The sequence below is a fragment of the Bradyrhizobium sp. 186 genome (genome assembly GCF_023101685.1).
Classification (GTDB): Bacteria; Pseudomonadota; Alphaproteobacteria; order Rhizobiales; family Xanthobacteraceae; genus Bradyrhizobium.
In genome coordinates this window covers 8,589,544-8,607,351 of sequence record NZ_CP082164.1, presented here as the reverse complement: position 1 = coordinate 8,607,351, position 17,808 = coordinate 8,589,544, and the positions used below count along the sequence as shown (strand labels likewise).

General features: G+C 60.0%; 15 protein-coding genes and 1 pseudogene. 11 read left to right on the top strand and 5 right to left on the bottom strand.

The genetic code is table 11. The features are described 5' to 3' along the window. Nucleotides 1–23 precede the first annotated feature (23 nt). The 4 genes from IVB18_RS41135 to IVB18_RS41120 all read left to right on the top strand — a co-directional run bounded on the left by IVB18_RS41135 (nucleotide 24) and on the right by IVB18_RS41120 (nucleotide 4,986). Nucleotides 24–875, top strand: coding sequence for a transketolase (locus IVB18_RS41135; protein ID WP_247985893.1), 852 nt, complete (start codon nucleotides 24–26; stop codon nucleotides 873–875). Next, nucleotides 872–1,882, top strand: a complete 1,011-nt coding sequence (locus tag IVB18_RS41130) for a transketolase family protein (RefSeq protein ID WP_247985892.1) — start codon at nucleotides 872–874, stop codon at nucleotides 1,880–1,882. Before IVB18_RS41135 ends, IVB18_RS41130 begins: the two co-directional genes overlap by 4 nt. 192 nt (nucleotides 1,883–2,074) lie before the next feature. Continuing rightward, nucleotides 2,075–3,094, top strand: coding sequence for a TRAP transporter substrate-binding protein (locus tag IVB18_RS41125; protein WP_247985891.1), 1,020 nt, complete (start codon nucleotides 2,075–2,077; stop codon nucleotides 3,092–3,094). Further along, nucleotides 3,094–4,986, top strand: coding sequence for a TRAP transporter large permease subunit (locus tag IVB18_RS41120; RefSeq protein WP_247985890.1), 1,893 nt, complete (start codon nucleotides 3,094–3,096; stop codon nucleotides 4,984–4,986). The genes IVB18_RS41125 and IVB18_RS41120 overlap by 1 nt, the downstream gene beginning before the upstream one ends. A 45-nt stretch (nucleotides 4,987–5,031) precedes the next feature. Here IVB18_RS41120 and IVB18_RS41115 read toward each other — a convergent pair whose 3' ends face one another. From IVB18_RS41115 to IVB18_RS41095, 5 genes and pseudogenes are all read right to left on the bottom strand, one after another. Further along, on the bottom strand, nucleotides 5,032–5,922 hold the full coding sequence (locus tag IVB18_RS41115; RefSeq protein WP_247985889.1) for an SMP-30/gluconolactonase/LRE family protein: 891 nt from the start codon (nucleotides 5,920–5,922) through the stop codon (nucleotides 5,032–5,034). Between the two features lie 34 nt (nucleotides 5,923–5,956). Further along, nucleotides 5,957–6,508 (bottom strand): hypothetical protein, encoded by a 552-nt coding sequence (locus tag IVB18_RS52050; protein ID WP_346732584.1) that lies wholly within the window; start codon nucleotides 6,506–6,508, stop codon nucleotides 5,957–5,959. A gap of 1,958 nt (nucleotides 6,509–8,466) precedes the next feature. Further along, a pseudogene (locus tag IVB18_RS41105) lies at nucleotides 8,467–9,388 on the bottom strand (dihydrodipicolinate synthase family protein). A 200-nt stretch (nucleotides 9,389–9,588) separates the two neighbouring features. After that, nucleotides 9,589–10,104 (bottom strand): MarR family transcriptional regulator, encoded by a 516-nt coding sequence (locus IVB18_RS41100; RefSeq protein ID WP_247985887.1) that lies wholly within the window; start codon nucleotides 10,102–10,104, stop codon nucleotides 9,589–9,591. Nucleotides 10,105–10,536: 432 nt separating this feature from the next. Beyond that, the gene (locus IVB18_RS41095) at nucleotides 10,537–10,875 is read right to left on the bottom strand and encodes a hypothetical protein (protein WP_247985886.1); all 339 of its coding nucleotides are present in this window, start codon (nucleotides 10,873–10,875) and stop codon (nucleotides 10,537–10,539) included. Nucleotides 10,876–11,177: 302 nt separating this feature from the next. Here IVB18_RS41095 and IVB18_RS51760 point away from each other — a divergent pair, with 302 nt between their 5' ends. The 7 genes from IVB18_RS51760 (at nucleotide 11,178) to IVB18_RS41065 (ending at nucleotide 17,741) form a co-directional block, all read left to right on the top strand. Beyond that, the gene (locus tag IVB18_RS51760) at nucleotides 11,178–11,312 is read left to right on the top strand and encodes a hypothetical protein (protein WP_256476627.1); all 135 of its coding nucleotides are present in this window, start codon (nucleotides 11,178–11,180) and stop codon (nucleotides 11,310–11,312) included. A 127-nt stretch (nucleotides 11,313–11,439) separates the two neighbouring features. Continuing rightward, entirely contained in the window at nucleotides 11,440–12,765 is a 1,326-nt protein-coding gene (locus IVB18_RS41090; RefSeq protein ID WP_247985885.1) for a CmpA/NrtA family ABC transporter substrate-binding protein, read from the top strand. After that, on the top strand, nucleotides 12,765–13,613 hold the full coding sequence (locus tag IVB18_RS41085; protein WP_247985884.1) for an ABC transporter permease: 849 nt from the start codon (nucleotides 12,765–12,767) through the stop codon (nucleotides 13,611–13,613). Before IVB18_RS41090 ends, IVB18_RS41085 begins: the two co-directional genes overlap by 1 nt. Before the next feature lie 4 nt (nucleotides 13,614–13,617). Next, nucleotides 13,618–14,418 carry an ABC transporter ATP-binding protein gene (locus IVB18_RS41080; protein WP_247985883.1) on the top strand — a complete coding sequence of 267 codons (801 nt, stop codon included), beginning with the start codon at nucleotides 13,618–13,620 and terminating at the stop codon, nucleotides 14,416–14,418. Nucleotides 14,419–14,606: 188 nt separating this feature from the next. Continuing rightward, the gene (locus IVB18_RS41075; protein WP_247991855.1) at nucleotides 14,607–15,500 is read left to right on the top strand and encodes a LysR family transcriptional regulator; all 894 of its coding nucleotides are present in this window, start codon (nucleotides 14,607–14,609) and stop codon (nucleotides 15,498–15,500) included. Between the two features lie 88 nt (nucleotides 15,501–15,588). Continuing rightward, nucleotides 15,589–16,572: a molybdopterin-dependent oxidoreductase gene (locus tag IVB18_RS41070; protein WP_247985882.1), complete on the top strand. Its 984-nt coding sequence runs from the start codon at nucleotides 15,589–15,591 to the stop codon at nucleotides 16,570–16,572. Nucleotides 16,573–16,664: 92 nt separating this feature from the next. Then, nucleotides 16,665–17,741 carry a carbon-nitrogen hydrolase family protein gene (locus IVB18_RS41065; RefSeq protein WP_247985881.1) on the top strand — a complete coding sequence of 359 codons (1,077 nt, stop codon included), beginning with the start codon at nucleotides 16,665–16,667 and terminating at the stop codon, nucleotides 17,739–17,741. Nucleotides 17,742–17,808: the final 67 nt, after the last annotated feature.

The window sequence follows — 17,808 nt, the reverse complement described above, 5'->3', positions numbered from 1 at the left end:
GCCAGCGAGATAAGGTCCAGACCATGGAAACCTCGACCGAGACGCTTACGAACACGCCCAAGCTGGCGGACCGCGCCTACAATATTCGCCGCAATGCCCTGCGCATGGGCGAAGTCCAGGGCCAGGGGTATATCGCGCAGGCGCTCGACATCTCCGACGTTCTCGCCGTGGCCTATTTCCACGCGATGCGCTACCGGCCGGAGGATCCGTCCTGGGAAGGACGCGATCGCTTCCTTCTCTCGAACGGGCATTACGCCATCGCGCTCTACGCGGCTTTGATCGAGGCGGGGATCGTTCCCGAGGAAGAGCTCGAAACCTATGGCAGCGACGAGAGCCGCCTGCCGATGTCGGGCATGGCCTCCTACACGCCCGGAATGGAAATGTCGGGCGGCTCGCTCGGGCTCGGACTCAGCATTGCCGTCGGTATCGGCCTTGGGCTCAAGCGCAAGAAATCCGAGGCGCGGGTGTACACCTTGTTCTCTGATGGCGAGCTTGACGAAGGCTCGGTCTGGGAGGCCATCCAGTCGGCGGGCCATTACAAGCTGGACAATCTGATCGGCATCGTCGACGTCAACAATCAGCAGGCGGACGGCCCTTCCACGCAGGTCATGGCATTCGAGCCGCTGGTGGACAAGCTTCAGGCCTTTGGCTGGTTCGTGCAGCGCGTTGATGGCAACGATCTCGATGCCGTGGTTGCCGCCTTCAACGCGGCCAAGTCCAATCCCGAGCCCAAGCCGCGGATGATCGTGGCCGACACGCTCATGGGGAAGGGTGTTCCATTCCTGGAACAGCGCGAGAAGAGCCATTTCATCCGCGTCGAGCAGCACGAATGGCAGCTTGCGCTTGCCGCGCTGGAAGCCGGGAGGCAGGCATGAAGACCGTCAGATCAGCACCGGAGCCGGGCAAGCCGCGTCTGACCACCTCTGCCATGATCGCCTCGATCGCGGCGGAGGGGCAGAAAACGAAACCTGCGCCCTTTGGACACGCGCTCGTCGAGCTCGCACGCAGCCGTCCTGATGTGGTCGGTATGACGGCCGATCTCGGCAAGTACACTGACCTGCACATCTTTGCGAAGGAATTTCCGGACCGCTATTACCAGATGGGCATGGCCGAGCAGCTTCTGTTTGGCGCCGCCTCCGGCCTCGCCGCCGAAGGCTTCATGCCATTCGCGACAACCTACGCGGTCTTCGCGTCTCGGCGGGCCTACGATTTCATACACCAGACGATTGCGGAGGAGGACCGCAACGTGAAGATCGTCTGTGCATTGCCCGGCCTGACCTCGGGCTACGGCCCGAGCCATCAGGCCGCGGAGGATCTTGCGCTGTTTCGCACCATGCCGAACATGACGGTCATCGATCCCTGCGATGCTCACGAAATCGAGCAGTTGGTGCCGGCCATCGCGGCGCATCAAGGGCCGGTCTACATGCGCCTGCTGCGCGGCCAGGTGCCGGTCGTGCTGGACGAATATGATTACAAGTTCGAGCTCGGCAAGGCCAAGCTGATCCATGACGGGAAGGACGCCCTGGTCATCTCATCCGGCATCATGACCATGCGTGCGCTCGAGGCCGTGCAAACCTTGAGGGACGACAGCGTCGATATCGCGGTGCTGCATGTTCCAACCATCAAGCCGCTCGATACTGAGACGATCTTGCGTGAAGTCGGCAAGTCGGGCCGCCTTGTCGTCGTTGCCGAGAACCACACAACGATCGGCGGTCTCGGCGAGGCGGTTGCCGCCCTTCTGATGCGCTCAGGCGTTCACCCGCCTTTCCGCCAGATCGCATTGCCGGACGAATTTCTTGACGCCGGCGCACTTCCGACACTGCACGACCGCTACGGGATTTCCACCGCAGAGGTCGCACGGCAGATCAAGCAGTGGCTTTAGCGTAGCGGCGCTAAGCGCCAACCCAGCCAAGCCCGAGTGAGGAGCTACGCCCGTCGCATGTTGCGGCGGCGAGTGATGGCTCCTGTCCAAATGCCAGCGGTCGAGAGTCGGTGAACGAAGAGCCCGGAAGGCTGCACGCCAGCGCTGGTTATGCAGTCGGCACCAACGTCAATGCAGGATCAGGAGGAAAACATGACTGTTTCGAAGCCCGGAAGCATCAGCCGCCGTTCGCTGTTGATGGCCACGGCCGTCCCTCTCTGCGGGATTCTGACCCGTCCGGCGTCTGCCGCCGAGTTCGTCTACAAGTTCGCGACCGGACAGGATCCGACCCATCCGGTGAATATCCGGGCGCAAGAGGCGATCGACCGTATCCGCGAAGCGACCAGCGGCCGGTTGGAGATCAGGCTGTTCCCGGCCAATCAGCTCGGCTCCGACACCGAGCTCCTGACCCAGGTTCGCAGCGGTGGCGTCGAGTTCTTCAATCAATCGTCCTCGATCCTTGCCACCCTGGTGCCAAGCGCGGGCATCGTGAACACGGGCTTCGCATTCGCCGACTACGACAGCGTCTGGAAGGCCATGGACGGCGATCTCGGCACCTACATCCGGGCGCAGATTGCCAGGACACCGATCATGGCGGTGTCGAAGGCCTGGGACAACGGCTTTCGCCAGGTGACCTCGTCAGGCCGCGAGGTGCGAACGCCGGATGATCTGAAGAATTTCCAGATCCGCGTTCCACCCGCGCCGCTGTTAACCTCGTTGTTCAAGGCGCTCGGAGCCGGGCCAACACCGATCAACTTCAACGAGGTCTATTCCGCGTTGCAGACCAAGGTGGTCGATGGCCAGGAGAATCCATTGCCGATTATCGCCACCGCGCGTCTTTATGAAGTGCAAAGCACGTGCAGCCTGACCGGGCATGTCTGGGATGGCTACTGGATCCTGGGCAACAAGCGCGCCTTCGAGCGCCTGCCGAAGGACGTGCAGGAGATCGTGATGCGCGAGCTCGACCGCTCTGCAGTCGATCAGCGCGCCGACATCGCAAAGCTCAGCCAGTCATTGCGAACCGATCTCTCGGCCAAGGGCCTCAAGTTCATCGACGTCGATCGTACTGCGTTCCGCCAGGCGCTGTCCAAAACCAGCTTCTATGCCGACTGGAAGGGCAAGTTTGGCGAGGAGGCCTGGTCGCAGCTCGAAAAAGCCGCGGGCCAGCTATAATGACCAGTATGAGCCAAACGCCGCATGTCGGTGCCGGGACGGCGGCCGGCACCTCTCAAGCCGGCTCGCGCAGTTGGGTGGTGACAGCGAACATTGTGCTCGGCCATGTCGTCGCAGTCCCGGCGGCATTGCTCGTCCTGGCAGAGATCGCGGTCCTGTCCGCGGGCATCGTGGGCAGATACGTTTTTCGCTCGCCGATCGTCTGGTCCGACGAGCTTGCCGGCATTCTCTTCCTCTGGCTCGCCATGCTCGGGTCCGTGATTGCGTTCCAGCGCGGCGGGCACATGCGGATGACCGCCATCGTCGGCGTTCTCAGTGCGGAGCGTCGCGCGTTCCTGGATGTCGTAGCGGCCGCGGCGTCGCTGGCATTTCTCGTGCTCGTCGTTTGGCCGGCCTATGAATTCGCGGCCGACGAGGCATTCGTCACGACTCCGGCGCTCGAGATCGTCAACACCTGGCGTGCGGCAGCGCTGCCGATCGGGATCGGGCTGATGCTGATCGCAGCCGTCCTCCGGCTCATCCGCATCGCGAACCTGCGCAGCTTGTTGACCTCTCTGACGATCGTCGCAGGCATTATCGGGACGTTCGTTCTCTTGGCGCCGGTGTTGAAGCCGCTCGGCAATCTGAATCTTCTGATCTTCTTCGTTTTCGTGGTCGGCGCGATGGTCTTTGCGGCCGTGCCGATCGCGTTTGCGTTCGGCCTCGCCACCGTGGGCTATCTCGCCCTGACGACGAACACGCCCGACGTGGTGATGATCGGACGGATGGACGAGGGCATGAGCCATCTGATCCTGCTCGCCGTGCCTCTCTTCGTCTTTCTTGGCCTTCTGATTGAGATGACGGGCATGGCGCGCGCTATGGTCAGCTTCCTGGCGAGCCTTCTCGGTCACGTCCGCGGCGGGCTGAACTACGTGCTGGTTGGGGCGATGTATCTGGTCTCCGGCATCTCCGGTTCCAAGGCGGCGGACATGGCTGCGGTGGCTCCGGTGCTGTTTCCCGAGATGCGGCAGCGTGGGGCCAAGCCCGGCGATCTCGTTGCGCTCCTGGCCGCGACGGGGGCGCAGACCGAGACGATTCCGCCGTCACTGGTTCTGATCACGATCGGCTCGGTGACGGGCGTGTCGATCTCGGCGCTGTTCACCGGCGGATTGCTCCCCGGCGTGGTGCTCGCGGTCATGCTTGCTGCCGTCGTTTGGTGGCGATACCGCCGCGAGGATCTGTCTCACGTCAAACGAGCCACGGGGCGGCACATTGGCCGCGCCTTCGCGATCGCGATTCCCGCCATCGCGCTGCCATTCGTGATCCGGACCGCCGTTGTCGAAGGCGTTGCGACGGCAACGGAGGTCTCGACCATCGGGATCCTTTACTCAGCCTGTGCGGGTCTCTTCATCTATCGGCAGTTCGACTGGCGCCGCATCTATCCGATGCTGGTCGAGACGGCCTCGCTGTCGGGGGCGATCCTGCTCATCATCGGCGCGGCGACGGGCATGGCCTGGGCGCTGACCCAGTCGGGATTCTCGGCCTCTTTGGCAAAGTTCATGACCAGCCTTCCCGGCGGCGTCCCTGTCTTCCTGGCGGTAACGATCGTGACCTTCGTGATCCTGGGCAGCGTGCTGGAAGGGATCCCGGCCATCGTTTTGTTCGGCCCGCTCCTGTTCCCGATCGCGCGGCAGGTGGGGGTGCACGACGTCCACTACGCGATGGTGGTCGTTCTCGCGATGGGCATCGGACTGTTCGCGCCGCCGTTCGGCGTCGGCTACTACGCGGCGTGCGCGATCAGCCGCATCAATCCGGACGAGGGAATGAAGCCGATCGTGGGCTACATGGTCGCGCTCTTGATCGGCACACTGATCGTCGCAGCCGTGCCCTGGCTATCAATCGGCTTTCTTTGACGTTATGGCCGGACGCCTCGCGGCACATAACCGCGAGGCACCCCGTCAGACGAATTTCGGCAGATGCAGTGGCAGACCTTCGCAGTGCATATCGATCTCTTCGACCTGCCCTTTGCCAACTTCAGTCACGCGTAGCTTCTTGCCCTCGAGCGTAAAGGCACAATTCGTCGGCTGCGGCCCATCCAGGATCAGCCGGTCGACCACTTCGCCCCGTTGGTCCAGCACCGTGATGTTCTTCTGGTTGTAGACCGTGCAATAGAGCCGGCCATCCGTCCCGAAAGCCATACCATCCGGCCCTTTGAAGTCGGAATTGGAATCAGGCTGCAGGACGTTGCCGAAGACCACACGTTTCGGTGAGGCTTCGTCAAGCACGTCGTATCGGTAGATCTCGCCGGTGAAGGACGCGTTGGCATAGAGGTGATTGTCGGGACCGAAAGCAATGCCGTTGGTGAAGCGGATCTTGCGATCGAGCACGCGTACGACCTTCATGGCCGCCGGATCGATCTCATACACACGACCGTCCCAATCAAGGTCCATATAGCCGTCGACGAAGGCCTGGCCGTTGATGAAATCCTCGGCAGCCGTGCCGGAGTCGGTCATGTAGAGCAGTCCATTCGGACCGAAGCAGAGATCGTTCAGAAACAGAAAGCGGTCCGTACCTTCGCCCTGCATGCGCCGGATCTCGTTGCCGCTTTCGTCGATACAAATCAGCGCCCGAAGACCGGCTTCTGCGATCCAGATCCGGCCGTGGCCATCGGTCGTCAGTCCGTTCGGACGACCGCCCGTCGTCCGGATCACCCTGCGATTGCCGCGGGGGTCAAGCCGCGTAATGCAAAGAGTCGATGCGGACATCTCCGTGACATACATCGACCCGTCCGGCAGGCACGCCGGGCCCTCGGGCGCTCCGATCCCGGTGGCAAAGAGTCTCGACGCCATTGTTTCCTCCCGTTCTCCAGATTGTTGGCGCCCGCTAGGCGATGACCAGGCCGCTGGCTGGATCGATCAACACCACACGATTGAGGTCGATGGCGAGGTCGATCCGCTCTCCGTGGCTGCTGACGTCATGAGCCTGCAGCTCGGCAACCGCATCCACTCCGCCGATCTTGATGGTGGTGAATGTGCGGGTACCCGTCGGCTGAATGAGATCGGCGACGGCCGAATAAGAGACCACCCCGTTGCGCAGAGGTCCGCCGCCAGCCCGGCTGAAGTGCTGCGGCCGAATGCCGACGAGAACCTCCCGTCCATCCTCGCGGGTGAGTAATGCGGCCTTTGCGGGCGGAAGTGTCAGCGAATCACCAGGCTGAAACACGGCTGCTGCAGCGCCGCCGTTGGTCTTGAGGGTCGCTGGAATTGATGCGCGGAATGCGCCCCGGCTTCGTGCGGCCGGCGCGTCGAAACGACTGACTACCCCAACGAGGTTTCCAAAGCGGCGCAGCGATCTTCGAAGCGGCGCCGGTTGATGGGTGAGTGGGCCAAGTACTGCACGGGGCAGGGCGTGGCGAAGCGAGGCTCTGTCGTTCAAATTCGCGCCGCCGTCTGGCGGAGCGCCTGGTTGGGAAGGGCGCGGTCGCGACGCAGCCGGCGGCCCGGGCCTCCTGGCGTGGCGCTTCGGAAAGGCCCCCTCGATTTTTTAGGCCGGGCAGAAGGAAATCTCGCCCCGCTACAGCTTCAGGGGCTAGGAAAATTTTTGGAATGCAAACTTAGGCGCCGAAAAAATTTTGAAAATCTCTAGCTGTTAGTACCAAATCTTAACTGGCCAATTGGCGGCTGCATTGGTGCCCTTGCCTCTTGCAAAAACAAAAAGGGAGGCCGAGGCCTCCCAAGCGGCGGCATTCACCGTCAACGTGGACACGGATTTGTGGCTTTTTCATCAGCCAAACCTCCGGATCTGGCGCGCCCCGACCCTTTGAGGTTGAGGTGGTGGCCGCCATCGGAACGGAAGTCGCCGCCGTTCTTGTGCTCGCATCCGCCTGCCGTCCGCGTTACGTACCGCTTCGGGCAGCCCCACGTCTCATCCGGTTGCTTAACGCCTACATCCCGTAGGTTTCGGCGGGATGGTCGAAAATCTCTCGACGTCCACCCGGCGTGGGACGGCGGTTATAGGCCCACAGGGGATCGAGAAATCCAGGCCCGGTGCCGGCCGCCATTGAACACACGCCTAACACGAATCGTGTCTTCGACCGAACTCAACTGTTCTTGTGGATACGCGAACGCGCGATGCTTTGGGCGCGCGATCACGATTGAGGCCGCGCCCCAGGCATCGCGCCATTCAACGCCACTCAGCCGGCGTCCGCCTTGGCCGGCTAGCGAAGCATCCTCTTCATTTTTCCGGCGGGGAAGGAAGTCGCGCTCACTACACCTTCAGCGCCAGAAGAATTTGTCGGGCTGAAGGTTATACCTCCGAGAAAATTCTGAAAAACTTTCGCGAGTGTGATCGAAGCCAATTAGTCCGGCCAATTGACGCTGGCAGTGTCCCTCACCACTGAAGTTGAGCCCCTATACAAGCGACCACGTGGGCTGCACTGAAATAAGTCGGTGTCCCTCTGCAAAGACGTAGCGATTTTGATCTCAATGGGGTTCGGGGCGTTTCGCGAAAGATTGGAAAATCGTTCGGGGGACCGGCGACCACGTCTTCTTGCCCAAGCGAAATCTCTCCGCTCGTTTGAAATGGTCCTCCATCAACTACCCTAAACGACGATCAAAAAAGATGCGGCGCGACATGTAAATTGCAGGAGTAGAGTTCCTGTTCAAAAGAACGGCTTTGATCGGAATAACGAGGCTATCGCCTCCAAATAAATCCTTCGATGCAAATGCACGGTTAAGGCCGGCTGCTCACCACGGGCGCATTATACGTCCTTGATCTCATAGTCCTTCATTGGCGTGCAGAAAACGTCAAAGCGCTTATAGTATTTTATCGTCGGGCCTGGTTTGGTCCGGCCTGAGTTGCTGGCGCTTCAACTACAAAGACAGACGCCCCTGAAGGAAGGACAATCTGCGTGATACTGACGCCGTCAATGCGTGGGTGAACCCGACTGTTCAACCACTTGCTGTATCTATTCGCGCGTGATCTTGGGATCGGAAATCCCTTGATCTAGTCCCTTCGGCTTTCGCGTTGTTTTGTCCTCCTCCACGCCACAGAGGATTTGGCCCCCAGCGGAATTCGCCATGTCCGGTGCACCAAAATGGTTGGGGTCCAGGGAGCCAGAAATTCGCTGGAACGTAGCATTGAGGTCGGCATAAAACACTTCGGCCTCCGGCTGAACGAGAAGCACCTCACCGAATGATGCCGCTGTGAGGCCTCAATCGCCGGTCGCCATATTCTAGTTTCTTTGCGGCCTTGATGACTCTTTCGGCAAGCTCGGTCCTCAAGCCGCCACGTAGTTCTTTTGTCATCGATAAGCTCTAAACTCGGATTGAATTCTGTAGGTACATACGGCCTCGTACATCGTGTCGCCGAGTAAGTCACTTCAGCAGAGCTATTTAGCGTCCCCAGCGGAGGGCCAACGGGTTGACCCCGCGCGCAAGCTCAATCAGCCCGGTTTTCGTTTTGGGATGAATTTGCTCCAGCGGATGCCGAACAGCGTCACATCTGATGACGTTGCCTGCGCTCATCACGCTCTTGGCAGCGCGCAGGCCACATTGACGGTTCTCGTAGTTGATCAACGGCAGCACTGTTGCATACGCAGCGGCCGCTTCCGTGCTCCGACCCGCCATATGATGATCGAAAACAGCGCGCAACAGATCGGGACACAACGCGCTCGACATCGTCCCGGTCGCGCCAGCTTCGAGATCTGCCATCATGGTAATGGCTTCTTCTCCGTCAAGCGGACCCGCTATGGCAGCGTCTCCTGCCTCGATCAGGTTGCGCAGCTTCGCCGCAGCAAAAGGCACTTCGATCTTGAAATGGTTTGCGAGCGGCACCTCTTGTGCCAGCTGCACGAGAAAAGGTACCGCGAGCGTTACGCCGCTGAGGGGCGCATCCTGAACCATGATCGGGATCCTTGCCGCATCGGCCACACGAGCGAAATGCTCGATCATATGGGCTTCGTCCGCCTTGAGACCTGAGCCGTGGTAAGGCGGCATCAGCATGAGAAGGCTTGCGCCTCGTTCGGCCGCATAGCGCTGCGCGCTCCACCGCGATACGAGTGCTGAAATGGCTGCATGTCACCATGACCGGCTTGCGGCCGGCCACATATGATAGGCAGAGCTGCAACTAGCAATCTGCGTTCCTCATCAGACAACAGGAACTGCTCGGAATAGTTAGCCAGATGCAAATTCCGTCGACCTTCTGATCGATCATGCAATCCAAAACGCGCCGCTGCCCCTCAAGGTCGAGATCTCCAGAGTCGGTGAATGGCGTTGGCGCAACCGCCCCTTTAAAGCTCAAGCAGGGATCACACAGCGTGCTTTTGGCCTCTCTGTGATCCGAGATCGTACTAGGAGGCCGGCCAAGCGTCCTACGAAACCTCAGATGGTGAGTGGTCATTTGTCGCGCGCCTTCAATCGGCAAGAAGGACGATAGGCATTTTTGTCCTCGCCGACTTAGAAAGCTCAAACAAAGAAGGATGACTACGCTCCCTTCAAGGATTGTCTCAGTTCATTTCAGGATCTTAGTGCGGCATGCAGGCGAGCTTTTTCCAGCCGTTGCCTGACTCCGTTTAGGCAGCTAGCCAATCTGGCGAACTCTTGAATACCGAGATCTCCGACAACAAACTGATCAAGTTCTTGCTGCGGGGCCGCGATGCTCGCAAGACGCTTGCGAGCGTTATCTGTTAACGACAGGTGTACGAAACGGGCATCCTTAGTGCAAGGCTTGCGCCGCACCAACCGTTTTTCTTCGAGCTGCTTCGAATGCATCGTGATGAAAGATGAACCAACCTCCATCAATTTTGCAACCATGTTGACCGGAACACCGTCTCCCCGTTCCAAGTCGGTGAGCGCCATTAAGATCATCATTTGCGGTCCGGTAATGTCGAGCGCATTCGCCTGGTACTGACGAAGGTCGTCCAGGCACACATTGAGAGATCTGATCTCCCACATAAATCGCCTGAGTACATCCTGATTTTCGGCAGAGCTTTTTCCGAGCCGTGTTGTTAGCCTAGGCAATTTCGGCGCCATCGGATTTCAGGAGCTCCTTCCTTGAACTGTTCGCGCTAGCAGAGTTTTAACAGAGAGGAATAATGTTTGGCTGACCGAATCGACCCGGCAAGTGCGGGATGTTAGATCGACAAGTTGCATCCCGCGAGCTCGCTCCCGGTGCAAATCTGCAGGAGATCCGCCGCTGTGCCTCGCAACTTCACACAACCATTGTGCTGAAATCCGTCAAAAATTTCTCCTTGAACGCACAATTTGAGCGTGACGCCAAGTTCTCAGGCACATTTAATCGCCACGTCGCGCTGGCTCAAGTCTCAACGCACCAAGAGCTCACTAGCACAGGACGAGCGAAGGGGACGCGCCGTACTCAATGTTTGATCGAGGCGCGCCCGAACCCCGCGAAATTGCAGCTTGAGAGCGAGGCCGCCGCTCCAGAGCCACCGAAGTCTATGCTGACTACTGGCGATGCGCTCGACCCGCGAGACGATCTCCGGCCATCGGCGCGAAGTAACTCTGCAGCTTGGCTGCGATGTCAGCCTTCGAAGCGGACGCAAGATCAGAGGTCTCGACAGCCTTGGCGAAGTCGTTCGCGCTCTCTTGGAAGGCCTCGATGTAGCTCTGGTCTCGACGGAGCATGAAATTCTTCTCGTGACGGCGCATCATGAGCATTCCGCTCGCGAGCAGGGGATTTTGGAACTCCTTCAGCCGAGCTTCTATGGCGTGGACGGATGCGCGAAGCGGACCGCTGAGTCCGAGTTTCTCGTTCAGCCCCAGCTTGATTTCGGCTTGCTGCATGTCGGCAAATTCTTCCGGTAGACGCCCGGTAGACGCGCTGAATCGTGGCGATCACGACTTGCGCAGCCTTGTCCAGGCCCGCTGCGCCGAGTTTCTGGACATTGTAGATTTCGGCGAATGACCAGCCAGTTCCCGGGCCGGTAGGCCAAATATTCGCCGCGCGTCTGGCGGACGAGGTTGAGCTCGCTGGTGCTCATTGCGCTGTCCCCGACCATCCAGGTCGACGTGCTCGGCAGGCCGCTGGCGCAGGTGTCAGCGGCGCCTGGTGGTTCGCCTGGCTGCGCAACCCGGCCATCATCAGCATGCCGCTGTCGTTTGCCGTGGCGATCGCGGTGTCGCTGATGACGCGGGAAAAGAACGCGGATGGCCGCTTCGACGAGATGCAGCATCGCATCCTGTTCGGACGCTCAAGGACGGTGCCGCAATCGGCGGAGTGAGCCAGAGCTGGCAGATCCGAATGGCGTCCGCGGAATCTTGCAGATGCCCCTGCAGAATTTCGCCGTAGGCCATTCGAGCGTCAATGTTACGATTTTGAGCCGGACATTTTGACCAGGGGGGACAGAAATGCGCGACGCCTCACATCACCATCGCTTCATCGGCAGCCTGTGCAGTTGCGGAGCGCATGCTCCCGCGCAGCCGACGGTCGAAGAGGCCGTGTCCCAGAGCATCCAGCAGGCACTTCTGCATGGTCTTTTCCCACAGCCGATCTTGCGACGCGAACTGCTTCGCACCGTCGGCGCTGGGGCGATCATCGGCGCTCTCTCCAGCATCCTGCCAATCGACACCTTGAAGGCAATTGCCCAGGAGCGAAGGCCTCTCGAGAAAACCAAGCTGGCTGTTGGCTTCCTGCCGATCACCTGCGCCGTTCCGCTGATCTACGGCGAGAGGCTCGGCAGCTACAGCAAGGAAGGCCTGGATGTCAGTCTGCAGAAGATCGCTGGTATCGCGCTGATCCGCGACAAGATGCTCAACGGCGAGTTGGACGTCTCGCAGCAGGTGATGCCGGTCCCCTTGACGATGACAGCCGGCCTCGGCGGTAACGTCCAGTCGATCAAGGTGCTGACCATCTTGAACCAGAACGGCAACTCCCTCGTCCTTGCCAACAAGCACAAGGACAATCGGGTTCCCGAGAACTGGAAGGGCTTCACGTTCGCAGTCCCGTTCGAACAAAGTCACCAGACCCTGCAGCTCCGCAACTATTTGGCTGCCGCCGGGCTCGATCCGGACCAAGATGTCAAATACCGCATCGTACCTCCGACCGAATACGTGGCGAACCTTCGCGTCGGAAGCATCGATGGCTTTTTCGGCGGCGAGCCGGGCGGGCAGCGCGCGGTCTACGAAGGCGCTGGCTTCATTCATCTGATCTCGAAGGATATCTGGGATGGACATCCCTGTTGCTCCGTCACCGCCGCGGAAAGCTGGATCCAGCAAAATCCCAACACGTTCATGGCGTTCTACCGCGCCATCATCGCGTCCAGTCTTCGTGTCTCGAAGCCGGAGAACCGGGTCGGCATGGCGAAGGTGCTGTCGGAACCGCAATATCTCAATGCTCCCGAAATTGTCCTCGAGCAGGTTTTGAGCGGCACGTATGCCGACGGCCTTGGCACCATCCGGAAAGATGCGCGGCGGGTTGATTATCAGCCGTTTCCGCAATATTCGGCGGCAGTCTGGTTGATGACCCAGCTCCGGCGCTGGAACATGCTGAAGGAGGACGTCGACTACAAGGTGCTCGCGGAAAAGGTGATGCTGGCGACCGACGCCGCGCGGATCATGCGCGAGCAGGGCGTGACGCCGCCAGCGGTCGGCTTCGGCACCGAAAGGATTCTCGGGAAGGAATTCGATTCAAATAAGCCGCAGGACTACCTAGCTTCGGTCCGGAAGGCGGGCTGATGGAGGTGTCACGCCGGCTGCAGCAGCCCTGGGTATCCTCGGTTGCGATTTTCATCGTGTTTGTGTGCGTCTGGGGCTGGTTCAGCGCCGCTTCATCGGGAGGTGTTAGCGCCGCCGACGCCGAATATGCCCGCCTCGCCGGCCAGAGCGCGCCGGGCCAGCAGGCCGGTGCGATCCCGTCACCATGGGCCGTCGAGCTCCGCGGCCGGGAGCTGATCACACACGCTTTCGATCACGACAATCCCAACAATCTCGGCATCGCATGGCACCTGGCCTATTCCATGGGCCGCGTAGCACTGGGCTTCATGCTGGCCTTGCTCGTCGCGGTGCCCCTAGGCTTCGTGCTCGGTCTGTGGCCTGCTTGCCATCGCGCGCTTGATCCTTTCATTCAGATCCTGCGACCGGTATCGCCACTCGCGTGGATGCCGCTGGCGCTCTATACGTTCCGCGACAGCACCGTCTCGATGATCTTCATCATCTTCATCTGTTCGGTCTGGCCGATGTTGATCAGCACGGCAACCGGGACAGCTTCCGTGCGCGCCGAATGGCTGAACGTCTCGCGCGTATTCGGTCTTCCACGATTAGAGCATGTCACGCGCGTCGTCTTTCCCGCCAGTGTACCCATGATCCTGTCGGGAATGAGGATCTCGATCGGTATTGCCTGGTTCGTCATCGTGGCCGCCGAGATGGTCGGCGCCCAGAGCGGCATCGGGTACTTCATCTGGAACGAATGGAATAATCTTCAGATCGCGAGCATGATCGTCGCCATCGTCCTGGTCGGCGGCATTGGGTTGGCGCTAGACATTTTGCTCAAGCGAATAGGCGAAGGCCTCAGTTTCCGGGAATAGAACGATGGCCGATCTCGAGATCAACGATGTGTCAATGTCGTTTGTTGACCGTTCTGGCAAGGGGCTTCTGGCGCTGGATAGAATCTCGCTGGCTATCGAAAACAGCGAGTTTGTCTGCTTGATCGGCCATTCAGGCTGCGGCAAGAGCACGTTGCTAAACATTGTTGCTGGCCTTCTGGCGCCTACAAAGGGTGCAATACGCTGCGCCGGGACGACGATTTCGGGCCCGGGGCCGGAGCGCGCGATGGTCTTTCAGAGCCATGCTCTACTGCCCTGGATGACTTGCTACGAAAATGTTCACCTTGCGGTCAAACAGGCCTTCAAGGGTGCCGCGGCATCCGAATTGAAAGATCGCTCGGAGCAGGCGCTGAAGCTTGTTCACCTGGAGCACGCCATCAACAAATACCCATTCGAGGTGTCAGGCGGAATGAAGCAGCGAGTGGGCATCGCTCGCGCTTTTGCGGTCGAGCCTAAGGTGCTGCTGCTGGACGAGCCGTTCGGCGCGCTCGATGCGCTGACCAAGTCGAGCCTTCAGGACGAACTGGTTCGCATCGTGGAAAAGACCTGGACCACCGTTGTAATGGTCACGCACGACATAGACGAAGCGATCTTCCTGAGCGATCGTATCGTCGCGCTCTCGAACGGACCGGCGGCGCGAATCGGCCGGATTTGGGAGATCGATACCTTGCGACCGCGGGACCGGCTCAAACTGGCGACCCACGCCGGGAGTCTGCACTACAGAAAGGAAATTCTCGAGTATCTCTACAAGCGAGACTGCGTGCCGCAGGCAATGGGAGAGCGGTAGCGGCCGAGGTCGTGCGCCTCGATCCACAAGAACGGGCGGCGACCGGCGGCCTCAGGACCCCTAAGGTATGGAAATCGGTTTCAGGCGTCTTGAAAGCCGCCGTAGAAGATTGTTTGATCGGGCGCCGCGCGGTCACCCACCGTCGGATTTTCGTCGTTGGCCTCTTCCGGATTGGCACGCAGGAGCGAATGTTCGACTGGAACGACCTGAAATTCTTCCTTGAACTCGCCCGGCAGGGGCGGTTGATGCCGGCCGCGCGGCGCCTCAAAGTCGACCACACGACGGTCAGCCGGCGCATTTCAGAGCTTGAGCGGGATCTTGGTATCAAGATTTTCGACCGCAAGCCGAACGGGTTCGTGCTGACGGAGGACGGGCACAAGCTCTACCAGGAGGCCGAGAAAATTGAGGGCGCTGCCCTGGTGATATCGGAAGATTTCCGCGCCACGCCAGCCGAGCCCAGTGGTCGCGTCCGGCTGACGAGCATGGAGGGTATTGCCGCCTTCTACCTTGCAGAGAAGTTGATCCAATTCAATGAGAAGCACCCGGGCGTTGTCGTGGAGCTTGTCACCGAAAGGCATCTGATCAATCTGACCAAACGCGAGGCGGATGTGTGCATCAGCTTCGTTCCCCTCGTAGGCCCCAAACTTTCGGTCAAAAAAGCTGGCGAGTTCAAGCTTGGGCTGTTCGCATCGTCCAGGTACATCGTGGAACGGGGGACGCCGGCCACCATGGAAGAATTGAAGCGTCACGATTTCATTGATTATGTCGACGATCTCGTGGCGATCCAGCCGGTGCAATGGCTGCATGACGTCCTGGTGCCGGAGAGCGTCGTCTTTCGATCGACCAGCATGGCGGCCCAGCAGAATGCGATCGCCGTCGGGCGAGGCATCGGCCTTCTGCCCTTCTTTTCCGCAAAAAGGGATCCTCGCCTTGTACGACTCATGAAGGATGTGGTGGTCACGCGATCGCTATACATCTCCGTCCATGAGGATATCGAATATATGGGTAGGGTGCGTACGCTGCTGCGCTTCCTTCATGAGATCTTCAAGACGGACAGAGCGTATCTGAACGACTTCGAGTGATCGAATACGCGCAAGTGTATCTGCGGAGTTTCTTACGCTCGACGTCCTCCCGGGATGTACTAGAATGCCAGCGCGAGGGAGCGCTGCGATGGCTGACGACTTTACGTACAAGGTACGCGGCTTCTTCGGCCGAATTCCCTCTGAACCGCATCTGCTGACCGACCGCATCACGCCAGTCGAAGGCTGCATCATGTTGTGCCATCTCGGTGTTCTCGATGTCGCTCATGGGGATGATTGGACGCTGGAAATCGCCGGCCTGGTCGAGACGCCCGCGAGCTTCTCCGTCGGTCAGCTCAAGTCCTTTCCAAAGACCGAGGTGGTGTCGGTGCATCAATGTGCAGGCAGCCCGCTGGCGCCCGACAAGCCCACGCAGCGGGTCTGCAACGTGCGCTGGGCGGGCGTTCGTCTGGATCATGTGCTAGGATCGGCCGGCGTGGCGAGGAGCGCAAATTTCCTTTGGTCGCAGGGGGCGGACTCCGGCGACTTCGGAGGCATCGCGTGCGGACATTACGTCAAGGATCTGCCGCTCTCCCGAATATCCGACGACGTCTTGCTCGCCTACGAGATGAACGGAGCGCCGCTGCTTCCTGAGCACGGCTATCCGTTGCGGTTGGTGGTCCCGGGTTTCTACGGCACGAATAGCGTCAAATGGCTCCGCAAGATCGAACTGCGCTCGGAGCGGGCTCCGGGCGTCTTCACCACGACGTGGTACAACGACCTCGCGCCCGACGGCTCGACCCAGCCGGTGTGGGCGATCGCGGCCCAATCGGTCATCGTGGCGCCAAAGCCAAATAGTCAGCTCAGGCGTGACGAGGTTTTGCAAGTCTGGGGATGGGCCTGGGGTGAAGACGGAATTGCGGCGGTCGAACTGAGCGCCGATGAAGGACGGAGCTGGCAGGGATGCCGGTTGGAGAAGGTGTCAGGACGATCCTGGACCAAGTTCATCTGTGATTGGATTGTAAAAGAGGGATGCTGCGGTCTCCTGTCTCGGGCGACCTCGCGATCGGGCGAGAGTCAGCCGGCTGGCGGCCGGCGCAACGCGATCTATCGCGTGCCGGTCCTGGTCGTCTGAAGACGCGCAACCGCTCGTGCAGATTTTCCGCATTCGCCACCCGCCGGCGAAAGACTAATCTGTGGTGCCAGAAACCGAGAGGATCGTCTCAAATGCCGTCGAATTTGCCGCGCTTCAAAGCTGCCGCGTGCCACACATCTTCAGTTTTCCTCGACGCGGCCAAAAGTGCAGACAAGGCCTGCGACCTCATCGCCGAGGCGGCACGCAACGGCGCCTCGCTCGTTGCTTTCCCGGAATCGTTCATTCCCGGTTTTCCCGTGTGGGCGGCGCTGCAGGCGCCGATCATGTCTCATGATTTCTTCAGAGCGTTGTCGGCCCAGGCATTGCGGCTCGACAGCCCGGAATTGACGAAGGTCAGGATGGCGGCCAAGCGCCACAACGTCGTAGTCTCTATCGGTTTTACGGAAGGAACGGTTGCCAGCCTTGGCTGCATCTGGAACTCCAATCTTTTGATCGGCCAAGATGGATCGATCCTCAATCATCATCGCAAGCTCGTTCCGACCTTTTACGAGAAGCTGGTCTGGGCTGCCGGAGATGCGCGCGGATTGCGCGTCGCGCAGACCCCTATCGGCCGCATTGGCATGCTGATTTGTGGTGAGAATACGAATCCACTTGCCCGCTATTCATTGATGGCGCAGGGCGAGCAAGTTCATATTTCGACCTACCCGCCGATCTGGCCGACGCGTCCCTCCAAGGAGAAGGGGGGCTATGACCTACGCAGGGCCATTGAGATCCGGGCTGGAGCTCATTCGTTTGAAGCCAAATGCTTCAACATCGTTTCGTCCGCCTGCATGGACGTAGGTATGAAGGATGCGCTCGGACAGGCGAACCCCGCCATGCTGGATCTGATCGAGGGCACACCGAATGCTGTATCGATGATCCTCGATCCAACCGGGCAGATTGTCAGCGACGTTCTCTCAGACAGCGAAGGTATCGCATATGCCGATATCGACGTCGCGCAATGCGTCGAACCGAAGCAATTTCACGACGTCGTCGGCTACTACAATCGTTTCGATGTGTTTTCGCTGACGATTGACCGGTCGCAGCGCGAGCCGGCCATCTTTATCGACATGGAGGCGGGCGAGGGGGACGAACGGCCGGTCCAGTCGTCGCAGCGCGAGACGGTCAGACCCAGAGCGGCCGAGTTGGAGCGGGCAGTTGCGGACTGAGTGATCCATCAAGTGGCCGAGATGAAGCGCTGTCTCAGCGAGCTGTTGGAGGCAGTGACCGACAGAG